Raw genomic sequence first — 26458 nt, 5'->3', positions numbered from 1 at the left:
CGGAATAATTGCTAAATTTTTCCCAACCTAACCCGATCTGCGCCATGAAACTGGCTGACCAAACCCCGCCCTTACAGGTTTTTGTATCGTATTCTCACCGCGACGCATCGATCAAACAGGAACTCGAACGATTTATTGGGTCCACCGAAGAGCCGGTTCGCTTCTCCTCCGACGAAAACCTGATGCCGGGTGACGTTTGGGAGCAGCGGCTACAGGAGATTCGCCAGCAGGCCGATGTGTACCTGCTGCTGGTTTCGGAGAACTACCTGCAGTCGACCCGGAAAGACCCCGAGCTGGCGGAGATTCTGGCAAGGGGTAAGCGTGATCCGGCCATTAAAGTAATTCCGATTATTCTGGAGGAGTGTGCCTGGGGCCAAACGCCCATCGCCGAGTTTCAGGCGCTGCCCCGGTTTGGCAAGCCCATTAAGGAGTTTCTGAACCGGGAAGATGCCTATACCGAAATAGCCGGTGCGTTGACGGCGATTGCGCAACTGAAGCAGAACAGCCGGGCGCTGGAACTGATACGGCAGGAAAAAGAAAAGAAAACCGGCACCCTGAAACTTGTAGAGTGCAACCTCACAACCATTCCCCGCGACCTACTGGAAATGACCGAGCTGGAAGAACTGTACCTGGACCGCAACGCCATCCGGAAAATTGAGAACCTGGAGACGCTGACCAGGCTGAAAGTGCTGAGTATGACCTACAACGAACTGGAGCGGATCGAGCATCTGGATACGTTGACCCGGCTTCAGGTGCTCGATCTGCAATTCAACAAAATTGGCCGGATTGAAAATCTGGAGAAAAATACAGAGCTGAAACTACTGGGCTTATCGTCTAACCAGATCGACAGTCTGGCCGGCATTACCCACCTGCAACTCCTAACCACCCTGTACATGGGGCACAACCGGCTCCAGCGACTCGACGAACTGAGCCAGTTACCCAACCTGAAACGGATCACGCTGACCAACAACCAGATTATCTCCATTAAGCCCCTGCTGATCCATATAAAAAATGGCCTGAACGTTGCCCTGCACTATAGTTATGACGACAGCGAACAGGGCATTTTTATCAAGGATAATTCAACCCTGGCAGAACCGTCTATTGAAGTGATTGAAAAGGGCCGGTCGGCGGTGCTTAAGTACTTCGCGGATGCTAAAACCTACGGTACCCGCAAGCTCGAAATCGTCAAGTTTATTCTGGTCGGCAACAGCAAGGTAGGCAAAACCAATTTCAGCGAATTTCTGCGGGGTGCAGATCTGACCCCCAACCACAACTCCACCCATCTGCTGGATATTAAAAGTTGGGATGCACCCTTTCTGAGATCGGAGTCGGGTACGTTGATGAAGGTCAATATTTTCGATTTCGGCGGGCAGGATTACTACCACGACTCCCACCGGATGTACTACTCGCACGATACGGCCTATATTTTGCTGTGGGATACCACGACCAATAACTACTCGGTCGAAACGGAAGCCGTAGCGGGTCAGGCGGATGCGCTCGTTTACGAAAACTTTCCGCTCGAATACTGGCTGGAATCGATCAATTATAACCTGATTGACAAATTCCGGCCCTCATTTCAGCCATCGACCCAGGCCATACCCAGATCGGGCAACTCGGCGCCCGTGCTGGTCCTGCAAAACAAGATCGACCTGGAGGAGGGCCGATTGGATCAGAAAACGCTCTCGGAGCGATACCCCAACATTGCCGGTTATTTCAACCTCTCGCTGACGAAACAGAAACGTACCGGCATCCTGTTTGAGGTGCTGAGTGACTACCTGAATGCGCTGAACCTGACCGGCCGCCAGTTGATCGAGTTTGAGTACAAAATCATCGACCACTACCTGAACCAGCCGCAACCCTTCCGGGCCGTGTCGCTGGACGAGTTCTGGAAAGCCTGTCAGGACATCATCAACGACCCGGCGGTGAGGTTTACCAAGGAGAACGCGCAGATCATCGCCCAGATCCTGAACGCCATCGGCATTGTCTTTTACGACAAACGCTCCGAAGACGACGGCGTGGTATTCACCCGGATCAACCGGTTGAACGAGCTGATCAAGGAAATCATGGATGTAGCCAAACGAGGCAACGATAAAGGCTTTTTCCGGAAAGAGCAGGTCAGCCACATAGAACATCACGAAGACGTACTGGCGCTCCTGCTGCGCAACAACTCGATTCTGAAAATCAACGACACCGAGTACCTGGCCCCGCAGTTTCTGCCCGTCAAACCCGATTCATCGGTGGCCTTTTTCCTGAACGCCTTCACCCACAACAATTTGCGTTACCTGTACCGCGCCTATTTCCACAAAACGCTGCTGCTGAACCTGTTTGCGCGCTACCTGAAGGGGGCCAGTATCGATACCTCGGCCGGGATACGCAACTTTCCTTTCTGGCGCAACGGCATCATCGTCAGCCGGGGCGAAGGCACCGGCAAACAAATGGTGTTTGTCGAACTGCTGAAAGATACGACCAGGGGCATCGTCAACATCTGGACCATGACCCCTTTCCGGAAAAACGGGCTGGAACGCGAGATTGAAGCCACGCTGGATGAGTTGAACAAAGGCTGGACCGTGAGCAAGGAAATCTCCGTCAACAGCAGCGAATTTTTCGATGTGCAGTACCTCCGCGACGAAGCCGCCAATAAGCGCTTTGAGTTTACCCAAAACGGCAAAACCTTTAGCGTAAACGACTTCAAGCACCTCATGGACTTTGAGCAACTGCCCAAAAAGCTGTTCATCTCCTACTCGTCCAAAAACGCCGATTTCATCCGGCGATTCGTGACACACCTGGAAATCCTGAAATCCAACGGCATCATCGACCCCTGGTACGACCGCATGATCGAATCCGGCTCCAAATGGGACGATGCCATCCGGAACGAAATGAAGAACTCCGACGTGGTTATCTTCCTGCTCAGCCCCGATTTTCTGGCGACCGAATACATCATGAAAACCGAAATTCCGCTGGCCATTAAACAACTGGAAGACAGCAAGTCCAAATTCTTCTTTATCGAACTCCAGCCCTGTGGCTGGCAACGCACCGAACTGGCCCAGTTTCAGCAAACCGACGATTCCGGGGAGACGAAGAAGAACGTCATCAGCATTGGCAAGCCCGATAATGATGCCGGCTGGAATCTGGTGATTAATGAGTTGGAGAAGAAGATGAGCGTCTGAAACAGCCATTATAGCCTTGTTCCAAAATAACATTCGACACCCCGGAAAGGGAAAGTTAGAGGTATTTCATAGATTTGGCGATTATGGAACCTAAAGAAAATCAGCTACCATCCAGCGATCCGGAGTTTGGTCAGCTGAGCAGCATGCTTCGCAGTAGAGCGTTCGCCCTTGACATTTCTCAAAAACTGGAAGCCGCTTACAACCAGAACCTCACCGACACCCAACCAGCCATTTTGCCGGAACAGGTTATACCGGAGATGGTTGCCCAGGTTGGTCAGGAAGAAAAAATCGCCGTGAACCTGGCCGGATTTTACGCCTTAGAGTGCGGAGTTGATTACCTGGCGACACTGAAGCGCAAACGGCCATCGGAAATTTTACAATCCATAGTCGACGAATCCCTGCTGCTTCTGGATCGAGATCTCCTGTGCCGTTTCGCCAATGCAACCTGGAAAGCCGGTCAGCCTTTCCGGGACTTGAACCGCATTACCCGCGATGCTTTTGTCCCCTACTCGCTGCTGCCGGAGTTGGAAAAGAAAAAAGACTGGGTGCAGATAAAGACCGCAGCCGCGCTGGTCCTCGCTAACCTGAAAATTACAGACTTAAACCAACGCCAGTAAGGCCCCGACCCACCCCGAAGTCTACACCAGCACTTCCAGTTCGGTCTTCAGGCGGCTGACAGCAGCCAGGCTTTCTTTCGCCTTCCCGGGACTCATCCCTAACGCATCTGCCAGTATTTCCAGGTGTTCGATCTCGGCCTGGCGCTGGCCCTCGTTGCCAATTACCTGCCAGGCTGATTTATATTGGTCCAGGACATCCAGGTAGGTAACATCCGGATCACCCAGTACCAGCCTGGTCAGGTTCAGGGTAGCTTCCGCAATCCAGTCCCAATAGTCTCGCTCCACTTCCTGCATTCCGGTAAATACCGCCAGCTCTTCGTTCAGCTTAGCCAACTGACCTTTCCTCGACATATCATTTTTGCCCCAATGGCGGGTTCCAGTCAGCACCAGCGCATTTTCGACTGACAACCAATTGGAGAGCGGGTAATACCTGGCTTTATTGCCGGGTATCCTGTACGCCTTCTGGTAATACGTAGCCGCCTGTTCGTATGCCTGCTGTTTGTCTTTGTCGTTACTGAGAAACGCCAGCCGTTTATAGCTGCTCCCTATCAAATTTAACCTTTCGGCTGTTTCGCCAAACGCAAGCAGCCGCTGCAGATCGGCAATGGCTTCCTGTATGGCGGCCCTGGCCTGCTTCGCGTCAAATCCGTTCCGCTTTACCTGGTACACCTGCCACTTGGCCTGAGTGTTGCAATATTTTTCGGTAGTAGAGAAAGAAAAACCGGCTTTCTCGGATTTCCAGAGTTCGCAAAACTTAGCGATAGCCAGTTCGTACTGATTCAGGGAACTATACAACAGCGCCTGAAGCTCGGTAATCCGAACGCTCTGGATGACATCCCGCCGGCAGGCCTGCTCAATGGCGTCCATCGTCTGCAGGATTTCTCCCGGATCGTAGCCCCGTACCTCCGTCTGATTTAGCAGGTTGCTGAGTTCAATTTCCGCTTCTTCCGCAATCACAAAATCGTAGGTTAGCTTCGGCTTACGGATACTGTCATACAGCCGGTAGAACGGATCACCGTAGCACTGGTATGCCCCCCAGGTATTAGTGATAGTCCCGTGTATTTCGTAGACCGACTTGCGGGCTTTTTTCACGGCATCGCCAAACTGACTACCTTCAAACAGGCACTGGTAAAAGCGCTCGGCAAAGGTGTGCGCGGCACTATCTTCGACGGCCCAGCCGGCTACTACTACGGCTTTTACTCCGATTTCGATAAGTTGGGTCCCAATATTAGCCGCCAGCCGGAAACGGTCACGCCGGAGGTCTTCGGCCACTCCGTCGGCCTTGCCCAGGTAACAGCAATTGACAAATACCAGCTCAGGTACGTTGCTCATCTGATCGATATGCGCCGGGGTCAGGTAAGCATCCGGGCCGATCAGCATACCCGTTGGTTGCCTGGGATCGGCATTGAACACCCCATGGCCTGCCAAATGCACCACCTTAAAATCTTTGCTGAATAAAGTCTGCAGAATCTGAGCCGCCGAACCGCCCGAAACCTTATCGACCGCAAACCCCTGCACCGCCAGCGAGTCGGCCACTTTGGTCCCTTCTTCCAGAGCCGCCGGCAACTGCATAAAGGGATTTTTCAGGTCCGGATCAGCAATAACAATGGCGGTAGTCTCCACCACCGGCGTGACGTTGATCCGAAAATTGCCCGTCTCCAACTGCCGGATCATACCGGCGCTGACGCATAACGGACGGGCTCCGGCTACCCGATCCTGCAGCAACTCCCAGGGAAAGGCGGCAGTGTACTTATCCAGTATCCAGTTGATATTACTCTGCCGTTTTACCTGCGGCTTGAAGTCGTTAGGCACCATCAATTCAAATATCGCCCTGGCCAGTTCCGGCGACCAGGCGTTCTGCCGCGACAAATCGTCCAGCATACTGGTCAGCGTTGCATCAATGGTCAGCAGCGGCCGCTCTTCGTACCGGGCCGCATCGGTAGATACCGAAAACCGCAAAACAGGCTGCGGGTTGCCGGCCGGTGTTTTTTCCTCCGTCTGGTGACGGACCGAGATGCGCGTCCACCACTCGGTGGTATCATCGAGCGGCAGGCGTTCGCGCCAGCCGGTGAGCTTCTTAATGGGCGTGCTGCTTCTGAAGATAGCCAGTGAGCGGTTTTCGTCTCGGGCAATGGCGTTGATGGCTTTCACGCAGGCCAGCGCCCGGTCTTTGTACAGTTCAATAAACTCGATGGTTTCGATCAGTCTCGGTACTTTATAGATACGGCGGACTTTTTCGTTTGCATCCTGCGTACCCTGAATAATGGCCCGGACGGCGTTCTCGATGCGCAGACCGCCATAGCCGGAGCCAATTAGCAGGGCCGAAATACCAAACGGTTTCGTCAGTGCAGCATGGTCGGGCTGCCGCATCAGCCTGTTATTCAGATCGGCCAGGTAGTTGGCCACCCCCTGCTCCACGCTGGCGGCCAGCCGGAATTCGGTGAGTTGCCCTTGCCGGCCCAGGCCGAGAATTAAGGCTCCGTTCAAGCCTGTCTTTCCGTCAAAAACAACCGTCTCGCTGGTCAGAAACTGGCCCGGATAGAGCCCTAACTGGTGCCGGCGGCTTAGCTCTCCGTTCAGATACCCGTCGATGGCCGCTTCGGCAAACTGAATGCCGTCGTCCTCAAAGTGGCCGGCCATGATCGGGTAGGCTGCGTATTTCAGGTGGCCGTTACTGACCGACACCGTAATAGGAACACTACCAGGCGTAAACGGACTCTCCGACGACAGCCCCAAAAGGGTTTTCTCGACGCCCTCGGGTGTCAGGTTGAAGTCCATCCGGGTTTTGGCCCTGAACTCTTTATCGATGCTACGCACCGTAGGTCGGGTCCGTTTCAACTGCCTGGTAGCTCCCCAGCTCAGCAGATCGGCAATGGCCCCGAACAGTTTACTATCATTGGCCAGTTCGCCATGCGGCACGTCGGAGTAATACACGTTCTGCGCGTTTAGCGAAGCCGGTATGCCGCTGTCCCAGGTTACGCTCTCGTCGCCCTCCTGCGTGGCCAGAAAAACCAGTTCCCGGCGGGGGCCAAGCAGGGTAGTCCGGTTTTCAATGCGGTAGCCGCTCACGGTCTGCTGACCGTGCCGAGCCTGTCCGGCAATGTACATAGCCTCGCCGAGATCGAGCTGGTTCCGGCTGATCCTGTCGAGAATGGTATCCCGGTACGTTCTGAACTCATCCAGCAGGTTTTTGGGGGGAATCGGCCACCTGGCATCACCGAAAGCGTTCCGCATGATTTCCCATGTATCCGGACTGGCAAAATCATAGTCACCATCGGTGGTCAGCGGCAGCAGGCTGAGTATGCCGGGGAACTTCGAGAACACCTCCAGCAGGTCTCTCTGCGAGTTAGTCAAATCCACCATATCCAGCGTGTTGATGAGCGAATCCAGCCCGAACAGCACGTACGGAATACGGAACGACCCGCCCAGCGGAGAGCCGAGGAACAGCAGCCTGAAATCGCGGGTGGCTTTTAGCACCTGCCAGGTGCTGTCGAAGTTGAGGATAAAATCGCGGATGAGTACCCCACCCATGGAGTGGCCGACCAGCTTAACCGGCTGCCGGAACTTCATCAGGTCAAGCAGTTTCTGGTTCAGGGCTGAGGCATTGGCGGCCATATCGGTACGCCAGTCGAACGGGAAGGTGACCACGTCGTAGTCCCGTTTCAGGTACTCGGTAAGCTTCCGGTACGAACTACCCACCAGGCCGTCGGCCCGCACGTTGGGGTTGTTGGCCGGCGAATACGCCAGACTGGTCAGGCTCCCGCCCACAAAACCCCAGTAATTGATCCATACCAAGTCGTTGCGGACCGTCAGCGTGCTGCCCATGATACCCGGCAGTAGCACCACAATGGGTTTGCTGCCCGACACTTTATCTTCAAACACTTTGCCGCCCGGCAGCGACAGTTGGATGTTGCGGATTTCCTGTTTGGTAAAGTCCCGGCTGTCCAGTCTCGTAAAGCTCGGCGCGGGCAGCCCGGCCGGGGTTTGCAAGGCGTGAAACAGGGCGGTCTGGGTATGGGCGTTGCCGAAATAGTTGAAATGATCGACGGTGCCGCCCTGGTCGAAGAAATACTGCACCCGGCCGTCGGCGCGTTTGGCTCCGTTGTACATGGAGCGGGTGTTGACTACCAGGTCGTTGTCGGCCAGGAAAAACACATTGGCCAGGGCTACTTTGATGGCCTGCCACCGCAGACTCAGCCGGGAATCACCGGCAATGACCAGCAGGGGCGTGTCGATGGTGGTTTCGGGGGCCGCATTGTTCAGCATCTGATTGAACGGCGACTTCGGGTTCTGCACCTCCAGCCCCGGCAGCGACGAGGCATCGCCCTTGCTTTCGATCAGGGCCACGATCAGTTCCTTTAGGGCCACAAACACCGGATTGGCCGCCTGCCCGGTAGCCATCCCAATCAGGTTGGCGATGACATTGAAGTAAATATCCAGCCGTTTAGAGGCCAGCGTAGTGCCGCTTGCGCTGGAAGCCACGCGGATAAATTTGTCGATGGTGAGGGTTTTCGACCGGATGGCTTCGTCTATCTTTTCCAGACAATCGAGGTCGCCGGTCCGGTCCTGCCGGCGCAGAAAATTTTTCTCCTTGGCCGAAAACCCATCCGGTGCCCCGTCGCCGGCGCAATATCGGTTCAGAATATCGCCTACCAGCCCACCCCGCGAATGGCTGATAATGGTCAGCGCGGCTTTTTCCGGCAACTGCTGTACCAGATCCAGCACGTTTTCGGCTGCGCTTTTAGTGAGAGTTTCGTGCTCAAAGGCCAGTATCCGTCGGCCAAACGTCCGGTGCATCAACTCCCAGGCTTTTGACCCTTGTAATTTGCTGAACGCGCCCAGCGTAGACGAGGCCGTACCGTGGATAAACAGCAGGTAATGGGCATCGGGCTCAAACTCCGGCTTTACGAGCGTTAGGACCTTCTTCCCATCCACGGTTTCCTCCGTCAGCCGGTACACGCCCGACCGGTTGTCCAGCATTCGCTTCTCGAAGTTTTCGGCCAGGGTGCGGATCAGGGGCGGCAGCACGGCTTTTTTGGTGAAGATTTTCACCACTTTCAGCACCACTTTTTGCAGCAGATCACCCCGGCTCTGATCCCCGGTTGCCAGTTCGACGGGTATGTCGATGATGTCCTTTTCGCCGGCCTCCACGCTTCTGACCTGTGCCGACGTACCGGGAAATATGTCTTCGATGGTGGTGTAGTCGCCAAGCCAGACGGTGCCGTCGGTAAACTCAAACTGAACTACCTTCTGTTCATCGAGAACCTCCGGGGCCGCAGACGCAGCCTCCCCACGGGTAGTCGCGCTGATCTCATACGTTTTTTCTATCTGAAGCCGGCTGTCCGGCAACGTTGCGTATGCTTCATCGTCCGGACTGTTGTTGATGACTCTGCCGGGGATGCGGATTTTCAGCGAATCCATACAGGGAAGGGTTTAGGAGGAGTGATAACCATTCACGATGATATAACGCTGAGTCGCTGGGCGGACAAGCCCGAAATTGACCAGAAAATAAAAGAAAGAAACGGAATGATGGAGAATTATAGCATTGAATTTAGTGAACGGTAGAGCCAATCCGGGTAAACAGTTTAGTTTCGGTTTACCCGGACCGACTCTTCCAAGGCTTCGTTATTTAATGCCCCCCACCCGATTTTGCCTTATCGCTACCACTCCCCAACTCCGTCACCGCTGCCGGGTTGGCGGGCGTGTCCAGGTGGTTCCAGTTGATGAGGACGTTCCAGAGCAGTGGGGCATCGTGGTGGTTCAGGTAGCGGTGCAACGGATCGAAGGTGAAGGCGATGACGCGCCCGGCCCCTACCGGCACGTTGAAGATGCCGCCGTGGCCGATGATGGCCTGCTCGTTGCGCACCATACCGGACAGCACGTAGGAAGGCTCTTTGGGCGTAGTTTTCGGGTCAGCGGGTTTTACGGGTTTACGGTCGGGCATCCCCATAATCAGTCCTTTGTATTCTTCCTCGTCTTTCAGCGGTTTGGTGCCATACTGGAGCAGCATCAGGTCGCGGTTGTATTTGCGCGTTTGTAGCAGCGGCCCGTTCCCCCGGAAAATCGGGAAGGTTTCGGGGAAGCCGTACAGCACCGGATGCTCGGGTCTGCGGGCTTTTACCTGCACCACCGAGCCGGGATGAAACAAGCCCGCAGCCATGGCATTGTACGGCTCCAGATCGCGGACAATACCCGTCTCGGTAATAATGGCCGACGAATTGTCCAGCGTGACTAGCACCCCACCGGCCTCGACAAACTGCTTTAGTTGCTGTAACCCTTCAAAGCCGGGTCCACCCGTCATATCGGCCGTAGCATCGGGAAAGCCGTGGGCCGGAAACTCGGTGGTTTTGGTGAATGGCAGCGGCCCATGCTTCCGGTCGATCTCGTGGATGAAATTGGCGGCCGAACCTACCAGCCGGGGAATCAGAATGACATCGAATTTCTTGCGCAGGTCGCCCGCTTTCAGGTGGTCTTTGTGGATGGAGGTGTACGGAATGCCGCGCTGCTCGAAGGTATACCGTGCCCAGCCTTCGTCCTGGGTGTAGTACCAGGTGTGGTAGATGGCTACGCGGGGTAAACTGACCTCATGCTGCCGCAAGGGCGCACCCAGCCCTTCCGGTTCCGTTTTGATCGCTTTCAGGTCAAGCCCGAACTGAGTTGACATTCGCCGTGCCTGATCGGCGGTTAAGCCTCTGAACAAAACCGCTCCGGCGGCCAGTGTATCTTTATCCAGTACCGATTTGGTATCCAGCACAACAGCTTTCCCCTGTTTGGCCTGGGTCTTCAGCCAGTACATGGCGGGTAACACGGTGTTCTGGGCCTTGTAGTTGAGCATAAAGCTGGTGCCCTCACCGTCGATCTTTCCGGCATACCTGACCTCATCGCTGACCAGCCGCAGGTCGGCCGGTGCGTACTTCACGCTGTCTTCGGCTTTGACCTCTACACCGTTCAGGTAACCCAGCGTCCAGGCGATGTCATCGTAAGGCGGAAATTTGGCTTCTTTGGGATAATTCTGTTTGGTCAGCAATGACACGGCCAGGTTGCGGTAGGGCTGGTTCAGCAGCACGACATAGTCACCCTGGTTCGGGCCCGACTCGGCTCTGTGGACCTCGATAGCCTGCGTCCGGAGCTGGTTGACCAGGTAAGCAGCCATGGCCGGATCGCGCTGCTTTTGGGGAATCACAAAGGCGCGGGGTGTCTCGTTGGTACCTTTCCGGAGGTTGTTTACGCCTTTCTGGTAAAAGTTATTAAGCAGCAACCGCCGGTTATTGGCCGCGTACGACAGCGACGCCAGCACGCCCGCCTGCATGTAGTTGATGTTGTTGCGGTACGACCAGTAGACTTTTTCGGTGGGCGGGGCCGGGCGGTACCATTCCTTGGTGGTGGCGGGGTCACCGGCGTATTTCTGCTCGGCCAGATCGCGCAGGTAGGTGTTGGCGCCCGCATTGCCGAAGGTTTCGTAAAAGCGGCCGACGGAGTTATGGTTGTTGGCCACCCAGATACCGTAACCCGGATACCAGCCGTCGTAGAACGCCCAGGTAAAAACACCTGGTATACCTTGGGCCGCCATGGTCGTAATGTCGTGGTTGGCCATGATCTGCCACTCGCCGATGGTGATCGGGTCGATGGTCTCGTTGTAGGGTCCGGTACCGGTAGAGATATACAGCAGCGGTACCGACTCGTGCAGGTCGAGCATCACGGTGGGGTGCCAGTCGTAGTAGATCCTGTAAATGGCTTTGGTGATGGCCTGCGATACCTGCAGGCCGTCGCGGTTGTTGTCGTGTACGGTGTATTTACCCCAATACGGCGGAGACTTGGGGAAGCCATCGTCGTACTCCTTCCGATTTTTGGTAAAGCGGTAATACCAGTCGACCTGCTTATCCCAACCGTCGGGTTCGGAGATGGGATTGATGAGCACAATGATGTTGTCGCGGATGGTTTTAATCTCTTCCGCCTGGCTGGTAATGAGCCGGTACGCCAGTTCCATCAACATCTCGGGCGAGCCCATTTCCGGCGAGTGCATACCCCCGTTCAGGTAATACACCAGCTTGCTGTCACCGATAATTTTTGATACATCCTGATTACCCACTTGGCGCGGATCGGCCAGCAGCGCCAGTTGCTTTTTGTAATGGTCCAGCCGTTTGATGGCATCCTCACTGCCAATGGCCACCAGCTGAATGGGCCGGCCTTCTTCGGTGGTACTCACGTGCTGCATGGTCAGGTTGGGTGACGCTTGCGCCAGCTTCTGATAATACCCGTAAATCTCCGTTGTGCGGTGCAGGATTCCGGGTGTACCAATGATCTGGCCAAAATGCTTTCGGGGTGACGGTACCCTGGGATCATCGGGCAGGTTCAAAACCGAGGTGGGAAGGAACCGGGGGTCAGTGGTGTATTCTTTTATTTTCTGGTTGTACGTGGTATCAATCTGCTGCGCCCGGAGCGGAGCAGTCAGCAAGACACAACCCAGCAGAAGCGCATACGAAAAACGATTCAGTGGCATAAGGCAGAGGTTAAGCGGTTTGAGTGCATGCGCGTTCCCGGAAGAGAAATATCGGCAACCGGCATATAACTGCCTGATATTATGAAAAGTACCGGACAAAACAAAAAGTCACTCCGCAGCTGGATTCCCCTTTCGCAGCAGCCTGCCTTTCGCTCAAAAGTTTGCGCAACGCAGCTGTTTTTCGACTAACTTCTTGTATTAAAGCTCTTTACAAGAACCTTCCTTCATTTAACCATATGAGAACGACTACCAATCTGCCAAAATGGTTGCTGATTTTGCTGGCGATCGTTACAAATGTTTATGGCCAGTCACAAATCAGGGGCCAGGTACAGGAGGCTGGCGGCAAGCCACTGGCGTTTGCCAATGTCCATTTGTTAAAAGCCGAAGACTCTACCGTTGTGAAAGGTATGGTGGCCAGCGATGCGGGCGTCTACAGCCTGGACGGAGTACCGCCGGGTAGTTACCTGCTTATGGCGACGATGGTCGGGTACCGGAAAACGTACTCTACCCCGTTCACCATCACGACCAATGCTCCAGCGCCCACGCTGGCGGTACTACAGGTAGCACAGGATACCAAGGAACTCAGTGAGGTACAGGTTACCGCCAAAAAGCCCTTGTTTGAACAGCAGATGGACCGGCTGGTCGTAAACGTGCAGAGCAGTATTACCTCGTCCGGAGGCAATGTACTCGACGTGCTGGAACGGGCACCGGGCCTGTCGGTCAACCGGCAGAGCAACGCGCTGTCCATGCAGGGGAAAGCCAACGTAGCCGTAATGATCGACGGGAAACTGAGCCGCCTGCCCCTCTCGGTGGTGCTTCAGCAGTTGAGCGGTATGCCCGCCAGTACCGTCGACAAAATTGAGATTTTTGTCAACCCACCCGCTCGGTTCGATGCTGAAGGCGATGCGGGGCTGATTAACATCGTCCTGAAGAAAAACGCCCATAGGCCGGAGCAGGACGGCACCAACGGCCAATACAGCCTCACGGGCGGCTACGGCTGGTACCCACGCTATGGCGGCTCACTGAACCTGAACCATCAGCAGGGCCGGGTCAACCTCTACGCTACTTATTCGCTGGTCAATGACAAAGGCTTTCAGCGGCTGATTAATGAGCGGACAATTCCGGCTGATGGCGCTTTCACCCGCACCGACTTGTTCATCAACCGTACGTGGCAACGTGTGGTGCATACTTTTCGCCTGGGAACCGATATTCAGCTCAGTGCCAAAACGACCGTAGGGGTGTTGTTGTCGGGGTACTCCAACCGGTTCACAACCGACTCGCGCAACCATACCGCGATTACGCGGCCCGGCAGCCTGAGCTTTATCGACGGCAGCATGCACGAACTCAACCATTGGAAACATGCCATGGGGAACGTGAACCTTCGCCACCAGTTTGCGCCCGACCATACCCTGACCGTCGACGCCGACTATCTAGACTATTATAACAACAATCCGTATGAATACCTTAATAATTACCGTAGCGAGGGGCAGACCGATAGCCGGCAGGAGCGCTTCAATGTACTGAAGCTAACGCCAATCCGGGCCGGGGTGGTGAAGGCCGATTACAGCCGTAAACTGTGGCCGAAGAGTACCCTCGAACTAGGCATTAAAGGTTCGCAGTTCCGGCTCACCAACGAAATTACCCGCGATTGGCTGGAGATTACTGGCTGGCAGGCTGATTCGGCGTTTAACCGGCGCGACCGGCTGAACGAAAAGATCGGGGCGGCTTACGCCAGTCTAAACACCCGTGTCTCGGAGAAAACCACGCTGGTGCTTGGGCTGCGTACGGAGTACACCCGCAGCATCATGCGCGACAAAGCGGAGGCACCACTGGTGAATCGCCGGTACTGGAGCCTGTTCCCCAACATGCTGTTCTCCCGGAAGATCGACGATAAACACAACTACCAGTTTTCGTACAGTCGCCGGATTACCCGTCCGCCGTTCGACCTGCTGGCGTCGTTCAGTATCTTCTTCGACCCCAAATTCTTCATGACCGGCAATACGGGTCTGCAACCTACCTTTGCCGACATTTTCAATGCGTCCTACTCCTTCAACCAATATACGGTCGCCCTGCGGTACAGCCACGACCGTAGTCCTATGAGCCGCTTTGTTCCGTTCGTCGACCCGGCCTCCAATTCGCTTACCCTCCGGGCCGACAACCTCGACTACGGCGATGCCCTGACCCTGACGTTGACGCTACCCATCACCATCACCCGCTGGTGGCAGAGTCAGAACAGCCTGATGGCGACCCAGGCGCAGGTGCAGTACACCCGCAACAGCCAGCAGTACCGGCTTGGGCAGTTCGGCGGGCAGATCAATACGGCGCATACGTTCCGGCTGCCCCGGCAGTTTACCGCCGAGTTGACGGCCTATTACATCGCGCCGGCCATTGAGGGCTTCAGCCGGTCGCTGTCGCTGGGTGAGGTAGCCCTTGGTATCCAGAAGAAATTTTCGGCTAACCGGGGCACGCTGAACCTGTCGGTCAGCGATTTATTCTGGACCGCCCGATATAGTACTATCACGCAAATTCCGGCCTTATCGCTGGATACCCGTTTATGGTTTAACTTCAGTGAACCTCGCGTGGTGCGGCTGACTTATACAAGGGAGTTTGGCAACCAGAAGGTAAGCGTCAACAGCAAACGCAGCACTGGGTCGGAGGAAGAACGGAAGCGGGTAAACTAAAAGACTTCACTATATTCACACATCACGCAGCCTATTCTATCCATGATTGAAAAAGAGCAACTAGACCAATTCGTTCGCGACTTATGTGCGTTTCTGGAGCAATACCAATCGCTGGGCGTAAAGGGTATCCAAATTAAAGAGACCGAAAACTATCTGCTGGGCAAGATTGAGGAGGAAACTGGTGGAGACGCGATTGAACTCTGGTCGGAGGAAGACGAGATAACCGTCGTGTACAGCCAGAGCCACTGGCATATTAATGATTACCTGAATACGGGAAAAACCAGGTTTATGTTCGACCTCATCGAACAGGACGTTTTCGAGATTATCGACGGAAAGCGTCTGACCTATTCTGCCTGGCAGGGTGAGCAAGCCCTCGGCAGTGGCGATGTAGAAGGTACGGTTGACGATGCTGTGCGGAGTGGTATCCGTAGTTTCCCCGGTGCCACGGAAATTCATGTGAAGCAATGGGGCAAAGACTTGTTTGTTTACACCGTCGACTCGGGAACCGGATAACAAACTTCTGGCTATTTGCCTATATCTTGGTTACCTGAAACTAAGATAACCATACCCTTATGTCCCGTAATAAGTCTATAACCAGCCTGTTCACGACAGTATTATTCCTGTTTGCCAGTCAGGTATTTGCCCAACCCATTCCGGCAGCCAGTTTTGAGAAAGTCCCTAAACCGCGCGTGATCGTCCTGACCGACGTAACTAACGAACCGGACGATCAGGAGTCGCTGGTGCGATTTCTGGTCTACGCCAACGAGTATGATGTGGAGGGCATGATTGCCACCACCTCTACCCACCTGCGCGGCAAAGTGCGGAAAGACAAGCTGGTGGAAGCAGTAAACCGCTACGGACAGGTACGTGATAACCTGCTGAAACACGCACCGGGTTTCCCGACCCAGGCGCACCTGATGAACGGCGTTGCTGAACACCTGCCTCTCTTCGGAATGGAGGGTGTGGGGCCTGGTAAAAGCTCGTCGGGCTCCCAGTTAATCATCAAGGCAGTTGATCGCGCCGATGACCGGCACATCTGGATCAGCGTCTGGGGCGGAGCCAACTGCCTGGCTCAGGCACTCTGGGAAGTCCGCCAAGCGCGCAGCAAAGCCGCCCTGGACCAGTTTGTGGCTAAACTACGCGTGTACTCCATCTCTGATCAGGACGATGCCGGCCGCTGGATGCGGCTGGAGTTTCCCGGTTTGTTCTACGTGGTTAGTCCCAGCAATAACGACTGGCGTGAATACTACCGGGCAACCTGGTCGGGTATTTCCGGCGACCGGCATTATAAAAACGGGCCGATGCACAAGTTTTCCCTGGTAGACAACCCCTGGCTGGAGCAGCACGTAATGAAAAACCACGGCCCACTGGGCGAATTTTACCCCCGGCTGGAGTACATCATGGAAGGCGACACCCCATCGTTTCTGAGCCTGATCGACAACGGGCTGGGCAGCAGCATCAGTCCGGCCTACGGCGGCTGGGGTGGCCGCTATGTCTGGTACCAGAGCTACGCTGAGACCCACCCGATCTGGACCAACTCCCAGGACTCCCGCGACGAAGTAGTTACCGAAGACGGTAAAATCCATGTTTCTGACCAGGCCACCATCTGGCGCTGGCGCGAAGCCTTTCAGCATGATTTTGCCGCCCGCATGGACTGGTGCGTGGCCCGTACCTACGCCGAAGCGAACCATAACCCGGTGGTAGCCTTGCAGGGCGACAAGAGCAAAGCCATTGTCCGGATGACGGTAGCGCCCGAAGCCACCGTAACAGCCGACGCTACCGGCACCACCGACCCGGACGGGAATGCCGTTTCGTTCAACTGGTTTGTCTACAAGGAAGCCGGTACGTACTCCGGAGCGGTTACCCTCAGCGCCAGCAAAACGTCCAGCGTTCGCTTTATCGCTCCCAAGGTCGACAAACCTGTTACCATTCACCTGATCTGCGAAGTTCGCGACAATGGCACGCCCAATTTGTTCAGCTACCGGCGCGTCATCGTCACGGTCGATCCGGCGCTGGTGGTCAAACCGTGATCCGGCCGGCGGTCTGCTTAGTCTGGTGTTGGCTCAGGAATTCTGCAAAGCTGGTCAGATTTGGGAAAACAGCCCGTAAGGTATTCATGTCGACCGACCAGCCGGGCTTGTTATTCCACTCCAGTTGCTTCACCATATCGCTGATCATCAACCGCGATATCCATTTGGGAATGGTATAGGCCGGAGTTTTGCGGCCGGTGATCTGCTCAAACGTTGCCCTGATTTCGGCGAGCGTTAACTGGTCACCGGCTACATCCTGAGCCTGACCAATATACACCTGCGGATTCTGGAAGATAAAAGCGCCCATAGCACCAATATCATCCACGGCTACCATATGGAAACGGGTATTGGGATGCAGCGTACCCGCCAGCATGGGAAACAGAACAGATCCGGATTTCGGATCGAAGAAATTCTCCATAAAGAACACCGCCCGCAGAAACGTGCGGGGCAACCCTATCTGGTCGATGTATCTTTCAATGGCTGCCTTGCTCTCCCAGTGCATAACGCCCTTGGCCGCAGCCGCATCGGCAATGGAAGCCTGCACAAAATGGTTGACACCTGCCTGCACGGAGGCATCAATCAGGTTGCGGGCCTGCCGGATTTCACCGGCATAGCCTACGCCTTTTTCCCAGAAGTTCTGTACGGAAAATACGCCGTAGACACCGTTAAGCGCCCGCTCCAGGCTGGCTTTGTCTTCCTGATCGCCCTGAACCACCTCAACCCCCTGCGCCTGAAGCCTGCGGGCTGATTCGCTGTTTACGTTACGGGTGAGCGCCCGAACTTTGAAGTCAGTTGTCAACAGATGCCGGACAAGGGCCCCACCCTGCTTGCCGGTGGCACCGGTTACCAGGATTATTTTTCCGTTTGTCATGATCGTGAATGATGTTTATGGATAGATTGTTTCGGTCTGCTAAATTCGCCGGTAATCATGGTAAGCCGTTTACCGATCACGAACTGAGCCACAAACAGTACGTAAACGGTCAGAAATTGCAGGGGCAACGCAATTTTTCGAGAACTTTGCCGGATGTCACAATTGAATTCGTCTATGACCGCCCGACTCATTTTCCTACTGATCGCCCTCCTCCTTTTCCCATTCCTCCTTTATTCCCAGACCGCCCCTTCCCTCCTCACCCGCTACGAACGAACCAACGGCCAGGAGACGGCTACCTACCCCGAGATCATCGCATTCTACCAGCAACTCGACCGGCAGTACGACCAGGCGAAACTGATTGAAGCCGGCACCACCGACATCGGCAAACCACTGCACCTGTTGCTGCTGTCGGCGGATAAACGCTTTACCCCCACTCCGGGTAAGGTCATGCTGCTGGTCAACAACGGTATCCACCCCGGCGAACCCGAAGGCATTGACGCCAGCATGATCTGGGCCCGTGAGATGCTCAAGGCCAACCGAGTTCCCCCAAATGTGCTGATTGGTATTGTGCCGGTATACAATGTTGGCGGTAGCCTGAACCGGGGCGTATCGCGGGTTAACCAGAACGGGCCGGTAGAATATGGCTTCCGGGGTAATGCCCGCAACTACGACCTCAACCGGGATTTCATCAAAGCGGATTCCAAGAACGCAGTGTCCTGGCAGCGGATATTCCAGACTTACAAGCCGCATGTTCTGATCGACAACCATACCAGCAACGGGGCCGACTACCAGCATATCCTGACTTATTTTGCCACCCAGAAAGACAAGTTGCACCCGATGGTGTCCGGCTATATGACCAAAACCCTGCAACCGGAACTGGACAAAGCGCTGACCAGCCGGGGCTTCGAGCCGGTGCCGTACGTCAACAATTTTACCGACACCCCCGAGAGCGGCATTGCCGGGTTCAATGACGCCCCCCGCTACAGTTCGGGCTACGCAGCCCTGTTCAACTGCATCGGCTTTGTGGTGGAGCTGCATATGCTGAAAGATTACCCCTCCCGCGTGAAGGGCACGCTAGCGTTTATGGAAGAAGCCCTGCGACTGATCCAGCGTGACGCTACGCAGCTTACCACCAACAAGCGAGAGGCCGATGCAGCCGTAAGCCGGCAAACAACCTTCACGGTCAGCTACAAACCCGACCGGTCGAAAGTCGACTCGATCACGTTCCGGGGCTATGCCGCCCGCTATAAACCCAGCGAGGTATCGGGTCTGCGCCGGTTGTGGTACGACCGCTCCGCTCCTTTCTCGAAGCAGATTCCCTACTGGAATACGTTCGTACCGGATGTGCAGGTGCAAAAGCCCACCGCCTACGTCATTCCGCAGGGCTGGAGCGAGGTGATCGACCGGCTGAAGCGCAACGGTGTGCAGATGCAGCCGCTGGCCCGCGACATTACCCTGGAGGTGGAGGTTTACTACATTGCCGATTACAAAACCGGCCAGCGCCCCTACGAAGGGCATTACCTGCATACGGGGGTGCAGGTACGTACCGAGCGCCGGCAACTACCCTACTACAAAGGCGATTATCTGATCCCGGTCAACCAGCCGGCAAACCGCTATATAGTAGAAACGCTGGAGCCGCAGGGCGTGGATTCGTTTTTTGCCTGGAACTTCTTCGACAGCATACTGGGTCAGAAAGAACACTTCTCCGACTATGTGTTTGAAGACGCAGCCGCCGATTACCTGAAACACCATCCCGAGGTGCGCCGAAAACTGGATGAACGCAAAGCCGCCGACAAAGCGTTTGCCGAAAGCGCAGCCGCCCAACTGGAGTTTGTCTACCAAAACTCACCTTATTACGAACCGACCCACAACCGCTACCCGGTAGCGCGTGTCCGGTAACCAGGCTCATTTTAACGAAGTGTCGCTTAAATTCAGCTTTACACCCAATTCAGACCATGCCGACCGCCGTTTTATCCAGGTTAATTTTACAGGCAGGCGTAGCCACCATCCTCATGCTAATCGGTTGGGCTGGGCTGGATAAAACCCTGACGGCCAGCGTGTGGTCGGCCATGAAAGTCAGCCAGTCGGCCCTGACGGTGGAGTATTGCGAGTTCAATCACCCCCAGCGCTTCTTCCACCAGCCTGTAAACACGTACTCCAACCTGGCTTACTTCTTCTTTGGCGTCCTCATCCTGCTGGTTGCCCGGCAGGACAACCGCTACCGGACCAGCCACACTCCCAACCGGTTAGCTGGCTTCCCCCTGCTGTCTGCGCTGATGGGAGTCTGCTTTATCTATCTCAGTATCGGGAGTGCGTTTTTTCATGCTTCGCTGACCTACCTGGGCCAGCGGGTAGATATGAACGCCACCTACAGCATCCTGCTTACGCTGCTGGGGATTACCGGTTATCACCTCGGCCACCGCATCCGGCTGAGCAGCACCCAGCAATGGCTCTGGATAGCCGCGGTCCTTGTAGCGATTGGCATGTTTTTACCCCTCGCTCGGCTGGTACCCAGCGCCCGGTTAGTCCCCGCCCTGATTCTGCTGCTGAACGCCGGTATGGTGATCCATTATGCCCAGTTCCGGGCCCAACGCTCCATTTGGGTGGTGCTGCTGAGCCTGGTGCTGGTGGTTTTGGCCATCTACATCCGGACGCTGGATGTACAAAAGGTAGGTTGCGATCCGTACTCGTTCTTTCAGGGCCATGCGCTTTGGCATTTGCTGACGGCCCTGAGCAGTTTTTGTAGTTACTGCTTCTTCCGGTTCAACAAAACACCGGCAAGCCTGGCGGCTTAGGCCTGTGGCAGGTACACGTAAAACGTCGTTCCCACACCCGGCTGGCTATCGACCGTGATGGCTCCCCGGTGGTTTTCGACCACTTTCCGGCTAATGGCCAGCCCCACGCCGGTACCTTCGTACTGGCCGCGGCCGTGCAGTCGCTGGAATACCTCAAAAATCCGGTCGGCATATTTGGGATCGAACCCGATGCCGTTATCGGATATGGTGATTTTCCAGTACTGCTCTTTAGGGGCGAGCGCAACAAAGGCCGGAATACGCTGACCCGCTACGGCTTCGCAGCCGATCCGGATGCGGGGGGGCGTTCCGTCGGCCACGAACTTCAGGGCATTGCTCAGCAGATTTTGAAACAGCTGCCCCAATTGCGATCCGTCACCAACCACAGTCGGTAATTCGGCCACCTGAATGTCGGCATCTTTTTCCCGGATTACCTGTTCGAGGTCGGTCAGCACGTCGGTAACGACCGTTTGCAGATCGACCCGCTCCCGGTTTCTGGCTTTGGTAGCCAGGCGGGAGTATGACAGCAGATCCCGGATGAGGGTATTCATTCGGTCGGCGGCCTGCTGCATACGCCGGATCAGATCCTGCCCCTGGCTCCCCAACTGATGACCAAACTGACTTTGCAATACATCGCCAAAGGCGGTGATTTTGCGCAGCGGCTCCTTCAGATCGTGCGACGCCACGTACGCAAACTGCTCCAGGTTTTCGTTGGAACGCTTCAACTGCTGCACCGACTCCTCCAGTTGCAACTGGGCCAGCTTTTTATCGGTAATCTCCTGAAACGTCAGCACCACGCCATCGTTCAGTTTGGTTACCGACGCATCGTACCAGCCATTCTGACCATCCTGTTGGTAGACCTGCTCAAAGCGCTCGGGCTGGCCAGATGCCAGCACCCGGCTGAAGCGGTCGAACAGGCCGGTTGACATAGCACCCGGAAAGAGAGGCAGCATTCGTTGCTGGACCAGCCCTTCCAGTGGCGTTTTCAATAGTTGGCTGGCCGCCTGGTTCACCGTCTCGATGCGGAAGTCTTCTACCTCGCCCGTTTCACTCCGGATAGCCGTTAACCACAGAATAGCGCTGAGCGAACCATCCAGGATTCCGTTCAGCAGCTGAGCCTGTTCTTCCAGCCGTATGGAGGCTTTCTTGATGGGCGTTATATCGAGGAAGCTGATGACGATACCGTCTTCCAGTTTCTGGAACGAGAGGTCAAACCAGATCTCCAGACCATCAAACGGGTAATGGAGTTCAACGCGTCTGGCTTCACCGGTTTCAATGGTGTGGACGTACTGGTCAAACACACCGGTAGTTTTTACCGCCGGAAAAATTTCCAGTATTTTCCGGCCATTCATATACCCGGAGGGGTAACCCAGAATCCGCTCGGCCACCCGGTTGACGCGTTGATAAACCAGGTCGACGATTTGCCCCTGCTCATCCCGCACCGCCTGCAGAATTACAATGCCGTTGATGGAACTGTTGTACAGTCTGGCGAGCCACTCGGCATTCTGCTGTTTCTCGCGTACCGCCTGCCGCGCCATGGTAATATCCACCAGTGACACCACAATGCCATCGTCCAGTCTGGCCGCCGACACATCGAGCCAACGGTCAATCGGTTCGTAGTAGTACGATACCCGCAGGGGTTCGCCGGTAACGGCCACCCGGCTGTACCCATCCATCAGGCCGGACGAAATCACGAACGGGTCCAGGCCCGTAAAGGTATTCACCCTGGCGGTAGAGCCCGGCACACCGGTGAGGCCAGTCATAGATTGGTTGTGGATATTGACCCGAAAATCAATGATCGTTCCTTCGTCATTGCGGATAGCCTCGCAGTGCATCAGCCCGTTCAGCGAGTTGTTGATGACGGCCCGCAGCAATTCCACTTCGGTGCGTTTTCCGACGGCCTCCGGATGCTCGTCCGTGACATCGCGCAGGTACATGGCGATCCCGTGGTCAAGCTCCCGAAACGAAGCCTCCAGCCACCGTGTCTGCTGGCCCTGCCCGGCCTGGTTCAACCAGACAAAATGCACCGGCTGCCCTACATACTGGCTCCGGAGCAGATTCGCGGTCGTTAGCTCAATGGTTGAAGGCAGCAGGTCGGCCAGCGCCAGCCCCGGCAGGCTATTGGCCGGCCGACCCAGCAGCCAGACCGCCGTCTGATTGGCATAGGTGAGTTTATAGTCATCAAGGGTCCCGGAACTATCGGTTGCCGTAAAAATCAAGGCACCAAAGGGAGCCTGATTCAGTAAGCCGTTCATGTCCAGAGAAAGAGGAGTATCTGGTGAGGATAACATAAAACAGTGTGGGTGAGCCGGGGCGGCTCTCGACAAAAGACCGAAAGTACTATGAAAAAGCCCAGGGCTGATGAATATAGGTCAATTTTGATTTTATGGTGCCATTAACGGTAAAATAAACCCGCACCAGCGCTTTTACAGTTGTGTTCATTCCAAAAACCATTATTTATCCAGTATCAATCGTCAACCTTGCATGAAACTATACCTGCTTCCTGCCTTACTGATGCTTTTCTCCGGTATCGCCCCGGCCCAGCAGAACCGCCCGCTGCCGCTCAATATTCTTTCCTTCAATATCCGGTACAACAACCCGCAAGATGGCCTTAATGCCTGGCCGAACCGCAAAGAGATGGCCGCTAAGGTATTTACCGATTACCAGGTTGATTTCGCTGGTTTACAGGAAGCGCTGGCCGGGCAGATCTACGATTTGCAGCAGCAACTGCCCCAGTACGCCTGGATTGGCGTTGGCCGTGACGATGGAAAAACCAAGGGCGAATTCTCTCCCATTTTTTACAACAAAGACAAATTTGAGGTACTCACCCAAGGCACCTTCTGGCTGTCGGAAACGCCGGATGTACCAGGCAGTAAAAATTGGGATGCCGCCATCACCAGGGTAGCCACTTACGGGCAGTTTCGGGAAAAACGCTCCGGCCGTAAGCTGTTCGTCATCAACACGCACTACGACCACATTGGCGAACAGGCTCGGCAAAACAGCTCCAGGTTACTGATTCGCAAGATCAAGGAACTCAGCGCCGGCCTGCCGGTGATCCTGACCGGCGATTTTAATTCCCCGGAGGCCTCTCCCGCTATTCAGACCCTAACCACCGATGCCAACTTCCGCCTGATCAATACCGAACGCCTTTCGGAAGAAGCGCATACCGGCGGTACAGCCTCTTTCAACGGCTTTGGTAAGGGTAAGCCGGGACCGGCCATCGATTTTATCCTGGTCGGTCCAGCTATTAGCGTTAAACGGCACGATTACCTGCCCATTGTGAATGGTGAGGTATATGTCTCTGATCACTGGCCGGTTATCAGCCGCGTGAGTGTGGAGCGCTGAAGGGCTACCGCCGACTGGTAGCCCTACCACCTTACCACGCAGTGCGTTACAGCCACTTCTTCTTGCGGAAAATGTACAGGGTTACCAGCGAAGACAGAAACATCAGCCCCAGCGCCAGGGCATAGCCAAAGGTCATGTGCAATTCCGGCATTATGTCGAAGTTCATGCCGTAAATACTCGCGATCAGCGTCGGGGGCAGGAAAACGATAGAAACGACGGTAAAGATCTTGATGATCCGGTTCTGCTCCAGGTTTACCAGACCCAGAAAGGTATCCTGCAGAAATTCCAGCCGCTCGAAGATGAAATTGGTATGATCAATCAGTGAATTGATGTCTTTGATCAGCGTCCGCAACCTGGCTTGCTCGGCATCGTTGAACCAGCCGTCACTCCGGATCATGGACGAAATCACCCGCTGTTTATCCACGATATTCTCCCGGATTGACATGGTCAATTCCTGATAATCGTTAATCTTCAGCAGCATTTCACGATCCAGTTGCGCATCCAGGTCCAGTTGTTTGTTGATGGCCTTTACTTCCTGGGCCACCATCTCGACCAGGTCGGCGTCGTAGTCGATGCGGGACTCAAAGATGTTGATCAGGATCTGGGCCCCATCGCGAAAGACGGCCCGTTTGGATTTGATTTTCTTGACGGTATCGGCAAATGATTTCAGGTCGGCATTGTTGCGGTACGTAAAGAGCACATCGTCTTTGAGCATAAAGCTGACGGGCACGTTCAGGTACCGCTGCTCTTTATCCGGAATCAGAAAGTTGGAGTTGGCAATCAGGTATTCGTCTTCCTCAATGTACCGCGAACTGCTCTCGATCTCGGCCTGCTCCTGCTGCGTCAGAAAGTCGACGTCGAACTTCTCCTCCACGCTTTTGATTTCCTGGCCGGAGGGGTTTTGCAGGTCAACCCAAAGCGTATGCTCGGTATCGGAAAAAGAATCCAGGTCTTTTATTTTACGTACGGAGGTTTCGTCCTGCTGGAAGATACGGATCATGCGCTGGCTGTTGACAGATGGCCCTTAAACGCCCGCAAAGTTCTAAAAAAAAGCGAGCCGACGCATAGTCGGCTCGCTTTTGATTGTCCGGGTCAGCTCCGAAGCGTCGGCCCGCCCTGCGGCCGAAACTTACCTCTTCTCCGCCAACGGGCGTTTGTGGCCGTACTTCTCCTGGTACTTCTCGTACAGCCGCTTGTGCTTGTCGTCGAGGTTGACGTTACGGCCCTGGATGAAAGCCATTTCAACGACGTTGGTGCGCATATCGAGCGCATCGCCTTTTGAGACAAACAGGGTAGCCTGCTTCCCTTTCTCCAGCGTACCCACCAGATGGTCCACGCCCATAATTTGGGCGCTGTTGGACGTGATCAGCTTTAGGGCATCCTCGCGGTCAGGGATGCCGAAACCGGCGGCAGTTCCGGCCAGGAACGGCAGGTTGCGCGTCCGCCACCACTCGTCGGGGTAGCTCAGACTGACCAGGATACCCGCTTTTTGCAGAACACCCGGCAGTTTATACGGCATATCCACATCTTCGTCCTGCCGGCCGGGCAGCCGGTGTACTTCGCTCAGGATAACAGGGACGTTGTTTTCCTTCAGAAAATCGACAACCCGGTACGATTCTTCGCCACCGACGATGACCGGCTTCTTCACGCCCATCTCCTTCGCAAATTTGATGGCTTCGATAATGTCTTTCCCGTAACCGGCCCGGATGTACAGATTGCGGCTACCGGTAAATAACCCGCGCATGGCCTCCAACTTCAGGTTTACCGGGTCTGCATTGGTGAGTTCGGCGTAGGCTTTGGCGTCGGCAAACGTGGCCTTCAGCACGGCGATGGCTTCATTCCGCTTGTCGTTCTTCTTCAGACTGGCCGAGAAATCCTCCATGTTGAACTCCCGCGACAGGTAGCCGGGCCAGTTAAGCCAAAGGCCATCGTCGGCTTTCAGTACGGCATCTTCCCAGTTCCAGCCGTCGGTATGCATGATCGACGAACTACCGGATATGGTACCGCCCGAGGGCATGGCCTGCGTCAGCAGCACGCCGTTGTTGCGAATGGTTGGGATGACCTCCGAATCGGTATTGTAGGCAATGAGCGCCCGCACGTTTGAGTTCAGAACCCCAATCTCATTGTAGTCCAGCGTCGCTTTTACCGACGCTACTTCCTGTAAGCCAACCGTCGATGCCGGCGAAATCAGCCCCGGATAGAGGTGTTTGCCGGCAATGTTATAAACATCGGTATTGTTGCGGTCGATGGGCGTACTGGCGTCGCCAACGGCGGTGATTACGCCCTTATCGAACACAACGGTACCGTTGTTGATTACCTGGCCGTTGCCAATGTGAATGGTGCCGCCGGTCAGCGCCACCGGCCGGATCTGCGGCCGGGCCGGGGCCGGGTTCTGCGCGAAACTCTGAAGCGTTGTCAGAACCAGTATAGATGCTACTATTTTTTTCATGTTAAT

14 protein-coding genes are annotated in these 26458 nt (G+C 55.2%); 8 read left to right on the top strand and 6 right to left on the bottom strand.

From position 1 onward, the window contains the following. The first annotated feature begins 44 nt into the window (after window positions 1–44). Both ABD949_RS29670 and ABD949_RS29665 read left to right on the top strand, forming a co-directional pair. Window positions 45–3167 carry a TIR domain-containing protein gene (locus ABD949_RS29670; RefSeq protein ID WP_345250015.1) on the top strand — a complete coding sequence of 1041 codons (3123 nt, stop codon included), beginning with the start codon at window positions 45–47 and terminating at the stop codon, window positions 3165–3167. 83 nt (window positions 3168–3250) lie between these two features. Continuing rightward, on the top strand, window positions 3251–3784 hold the full coding sequence (locus ABD949_RS29665) for a hypothetical protein (RefSeq protein WP_345250013.1): 534 nt from the start codon (window positions 3251–3253) through the stop codon (window positions 3782–3784). Between the two features lie 21 nt (window positions 3785–3805). Here the strand turns inward: ABD949_RS29665 and ABD949_RS29660 are convergent, their stop codons facing one another. Next, complete coding sequence (locus ABD949_RS29660; RefSeq protein WP_345250011.1) at window positions 3806–9205, bottom strand: CHAT domain-containing protein; 5400 nt, start codon at window positions 9203–9205, stop codon at window positions 3806–3808. 208 nt (window positions 9206–9413) lie between these two features. Then, window positions 9414–12284, bottom strand: coding sequence for a M14 family zinc carboxypeptidase (locus tag ABD949_RS29655; RefSeq protein ID WP_345250009.1), 2871 nt, complete (start codon window positions 12282–12284; stop codon window positions 9414–9416). 236 nt (window positions 12285–12520) lie between these two features. On the opposite strand from ABD949_RS29655, the gene ABD949_RS29650 reads away from it, so the two are divergent. From ABD949_RS29650 to ABD949_RS29640, 3 genes are read left to right on the top strand one after another with little or no spacing between them, the layout of a single operon-like run. Further along, window positions 12521–14965, top strand: a complete 2445-nt coding sequence (locus ABD949_RS29650; protein WP_345250007.1) for an outer membrane beta-barrel protein — start codon at window positions 12521–12523, stop codon at window positions 14963–14965. 42 nt (window positions 14966–15007) lie between these two features. Next, on the top strand, window positions 15008–15478 hold the full coding sequence (locus tag ABD949_RS29645) for a hypothetical protein (protein WP_345250005.1): 471 nt from the start codon (window positions 15008–15010) through the stop codon (window positions 15476–15478). Between the two features lie 59 nt (window positions 15479–15537). Next, complete coding sequence (locus ABD949_RS29640) at window positions 15538–16995, top strand: DUF1593 domain-containing protein (protein ID WP_345250003.1); 1458 nt, start codon at window positions 15538–15540, stop codon at window positions 16993–16995. Here ABD949_RS29640 and ABD949_RS29635 read toward each other — a convergent pair. After that, window positions 16985–17866 (bottom strand): NmrA/HSCARG family protein, encoded by an 882-nt coding sequence (locus ABD949_RS29635; protein ID WP_345250001.1) that lies wholly within the window; start codon window positions 17864–17866, stop codon window positions 16985–16987. The genes ABD949_RS29640 and ABD949_RS29635 overlap by 11 nt on opposite strands. A 153-nt stretch (window positions 17867–18019) precedes the next feature. Here ABD949_RS29635 and ABD949_RS29630 point away from each other — a divergent pair, with 153 nt between their 5' ends. Both ABD949_RS29630 and ABD949_RS29625 read left to right on the top strand, forming a co-directional pair. Continuing rightward, window positions 18020–19765, top strand: a complete 1746-nt coding sequence (locus ABD949_RS29630) for a M14 family metallopeptidase (RefSeq protein WP_345249999.1) — start codon at window positions 18020–18022, stop codon at window positions 19763–19765. Window positions 19766–19821: 56 nt separating this feature from the next. Next, complete coding sequence (locus tag ABD949_RS29625) at window positions 19822–20661, top strand: ceramidase domain-containing protein (RefSeq protein ID WP_345249997.1); 840 nt, start codon at window positions 19822–19824, stop codon at window positions 20659–20661. Here ABD949_RS29625 and ABD949_RS29620 read toward each other — a convergent pair. After that, on the bottom strand, window positions 20658–22949 hold the full coding sequence (locus tag ABD949_RS29620) for a PAS domain-containing sensor histidine kinase (RefSeq protein ID WP_345249995.1): 2292 nt from the start codon (window positions 22947–22949) through the stop codon (window positions 20658–20660). The genes ABD949_RS29625 and ABD949_RS29620 overlap by 4 nt on opposite strands. Window positions 22950–23142: 193 nt before the next feature. Here ABD949_RS29620 and ABD949_RS29615 point away from each other — a divergent pair, with 193 nt between their 5' ends. Continuing rightward, on the top strand, window positions 23143–24003 hold the full coding sequence (locus ABD949_RS29615) for an endonuclease/exonuclease/phosphatase family protein (RefSeq protein ID WP_345249993.1): 861 nt from the start codon (window positions 23143–23145) through the stop codon (window positions 24001–24003). Between the two features lie 46 nt (window positions 24004–24049). Here the strand turns inward: ABD949_RS29615 and corA are convergent, their stop codons facing one another. Next, window positions 24050–25003 carry a magnesium/cobalt transporter CorA gene (gene corA / locus ABD949_RS29610; RefSeq protein WP_345249991.1) on the bottom strand — a complete coding sequence of 318 codons (954 nt, stop codon included), beginning with the start codon at window positions 25001–25003 and terminating at the stop codon, window positions 24050–24052. A 129-nt stretch (window positions 25004–25132) separates the two neighbouring features. Further along, complete coding sequence (locus tag ABD949_RS29605; protein WP_345249989.1) at window positions 25133–26452, bottom strand: amidohydrolase family protein; 1320 nt, start codon at window positions 26450–26452, stop codon at window positions 25133–25135. Window positions 26453–26458 lie beyond the last annotated feature (6 nt).

Origin of the sequence: Nibrella saemangeumensis (assembly GCF_039541915.1) — a bacterium.
Lineage (GTDB): Bacteria > Bacteroidota > Bacteroidia > Cytophagales > Spirosomataceae > Nibrella > Nibrella saemangeumensis.
Note: the sequence above shows the minus strand (reverse complement) of the source record. Positions and strands in the feature narration are given on the sequence as shown.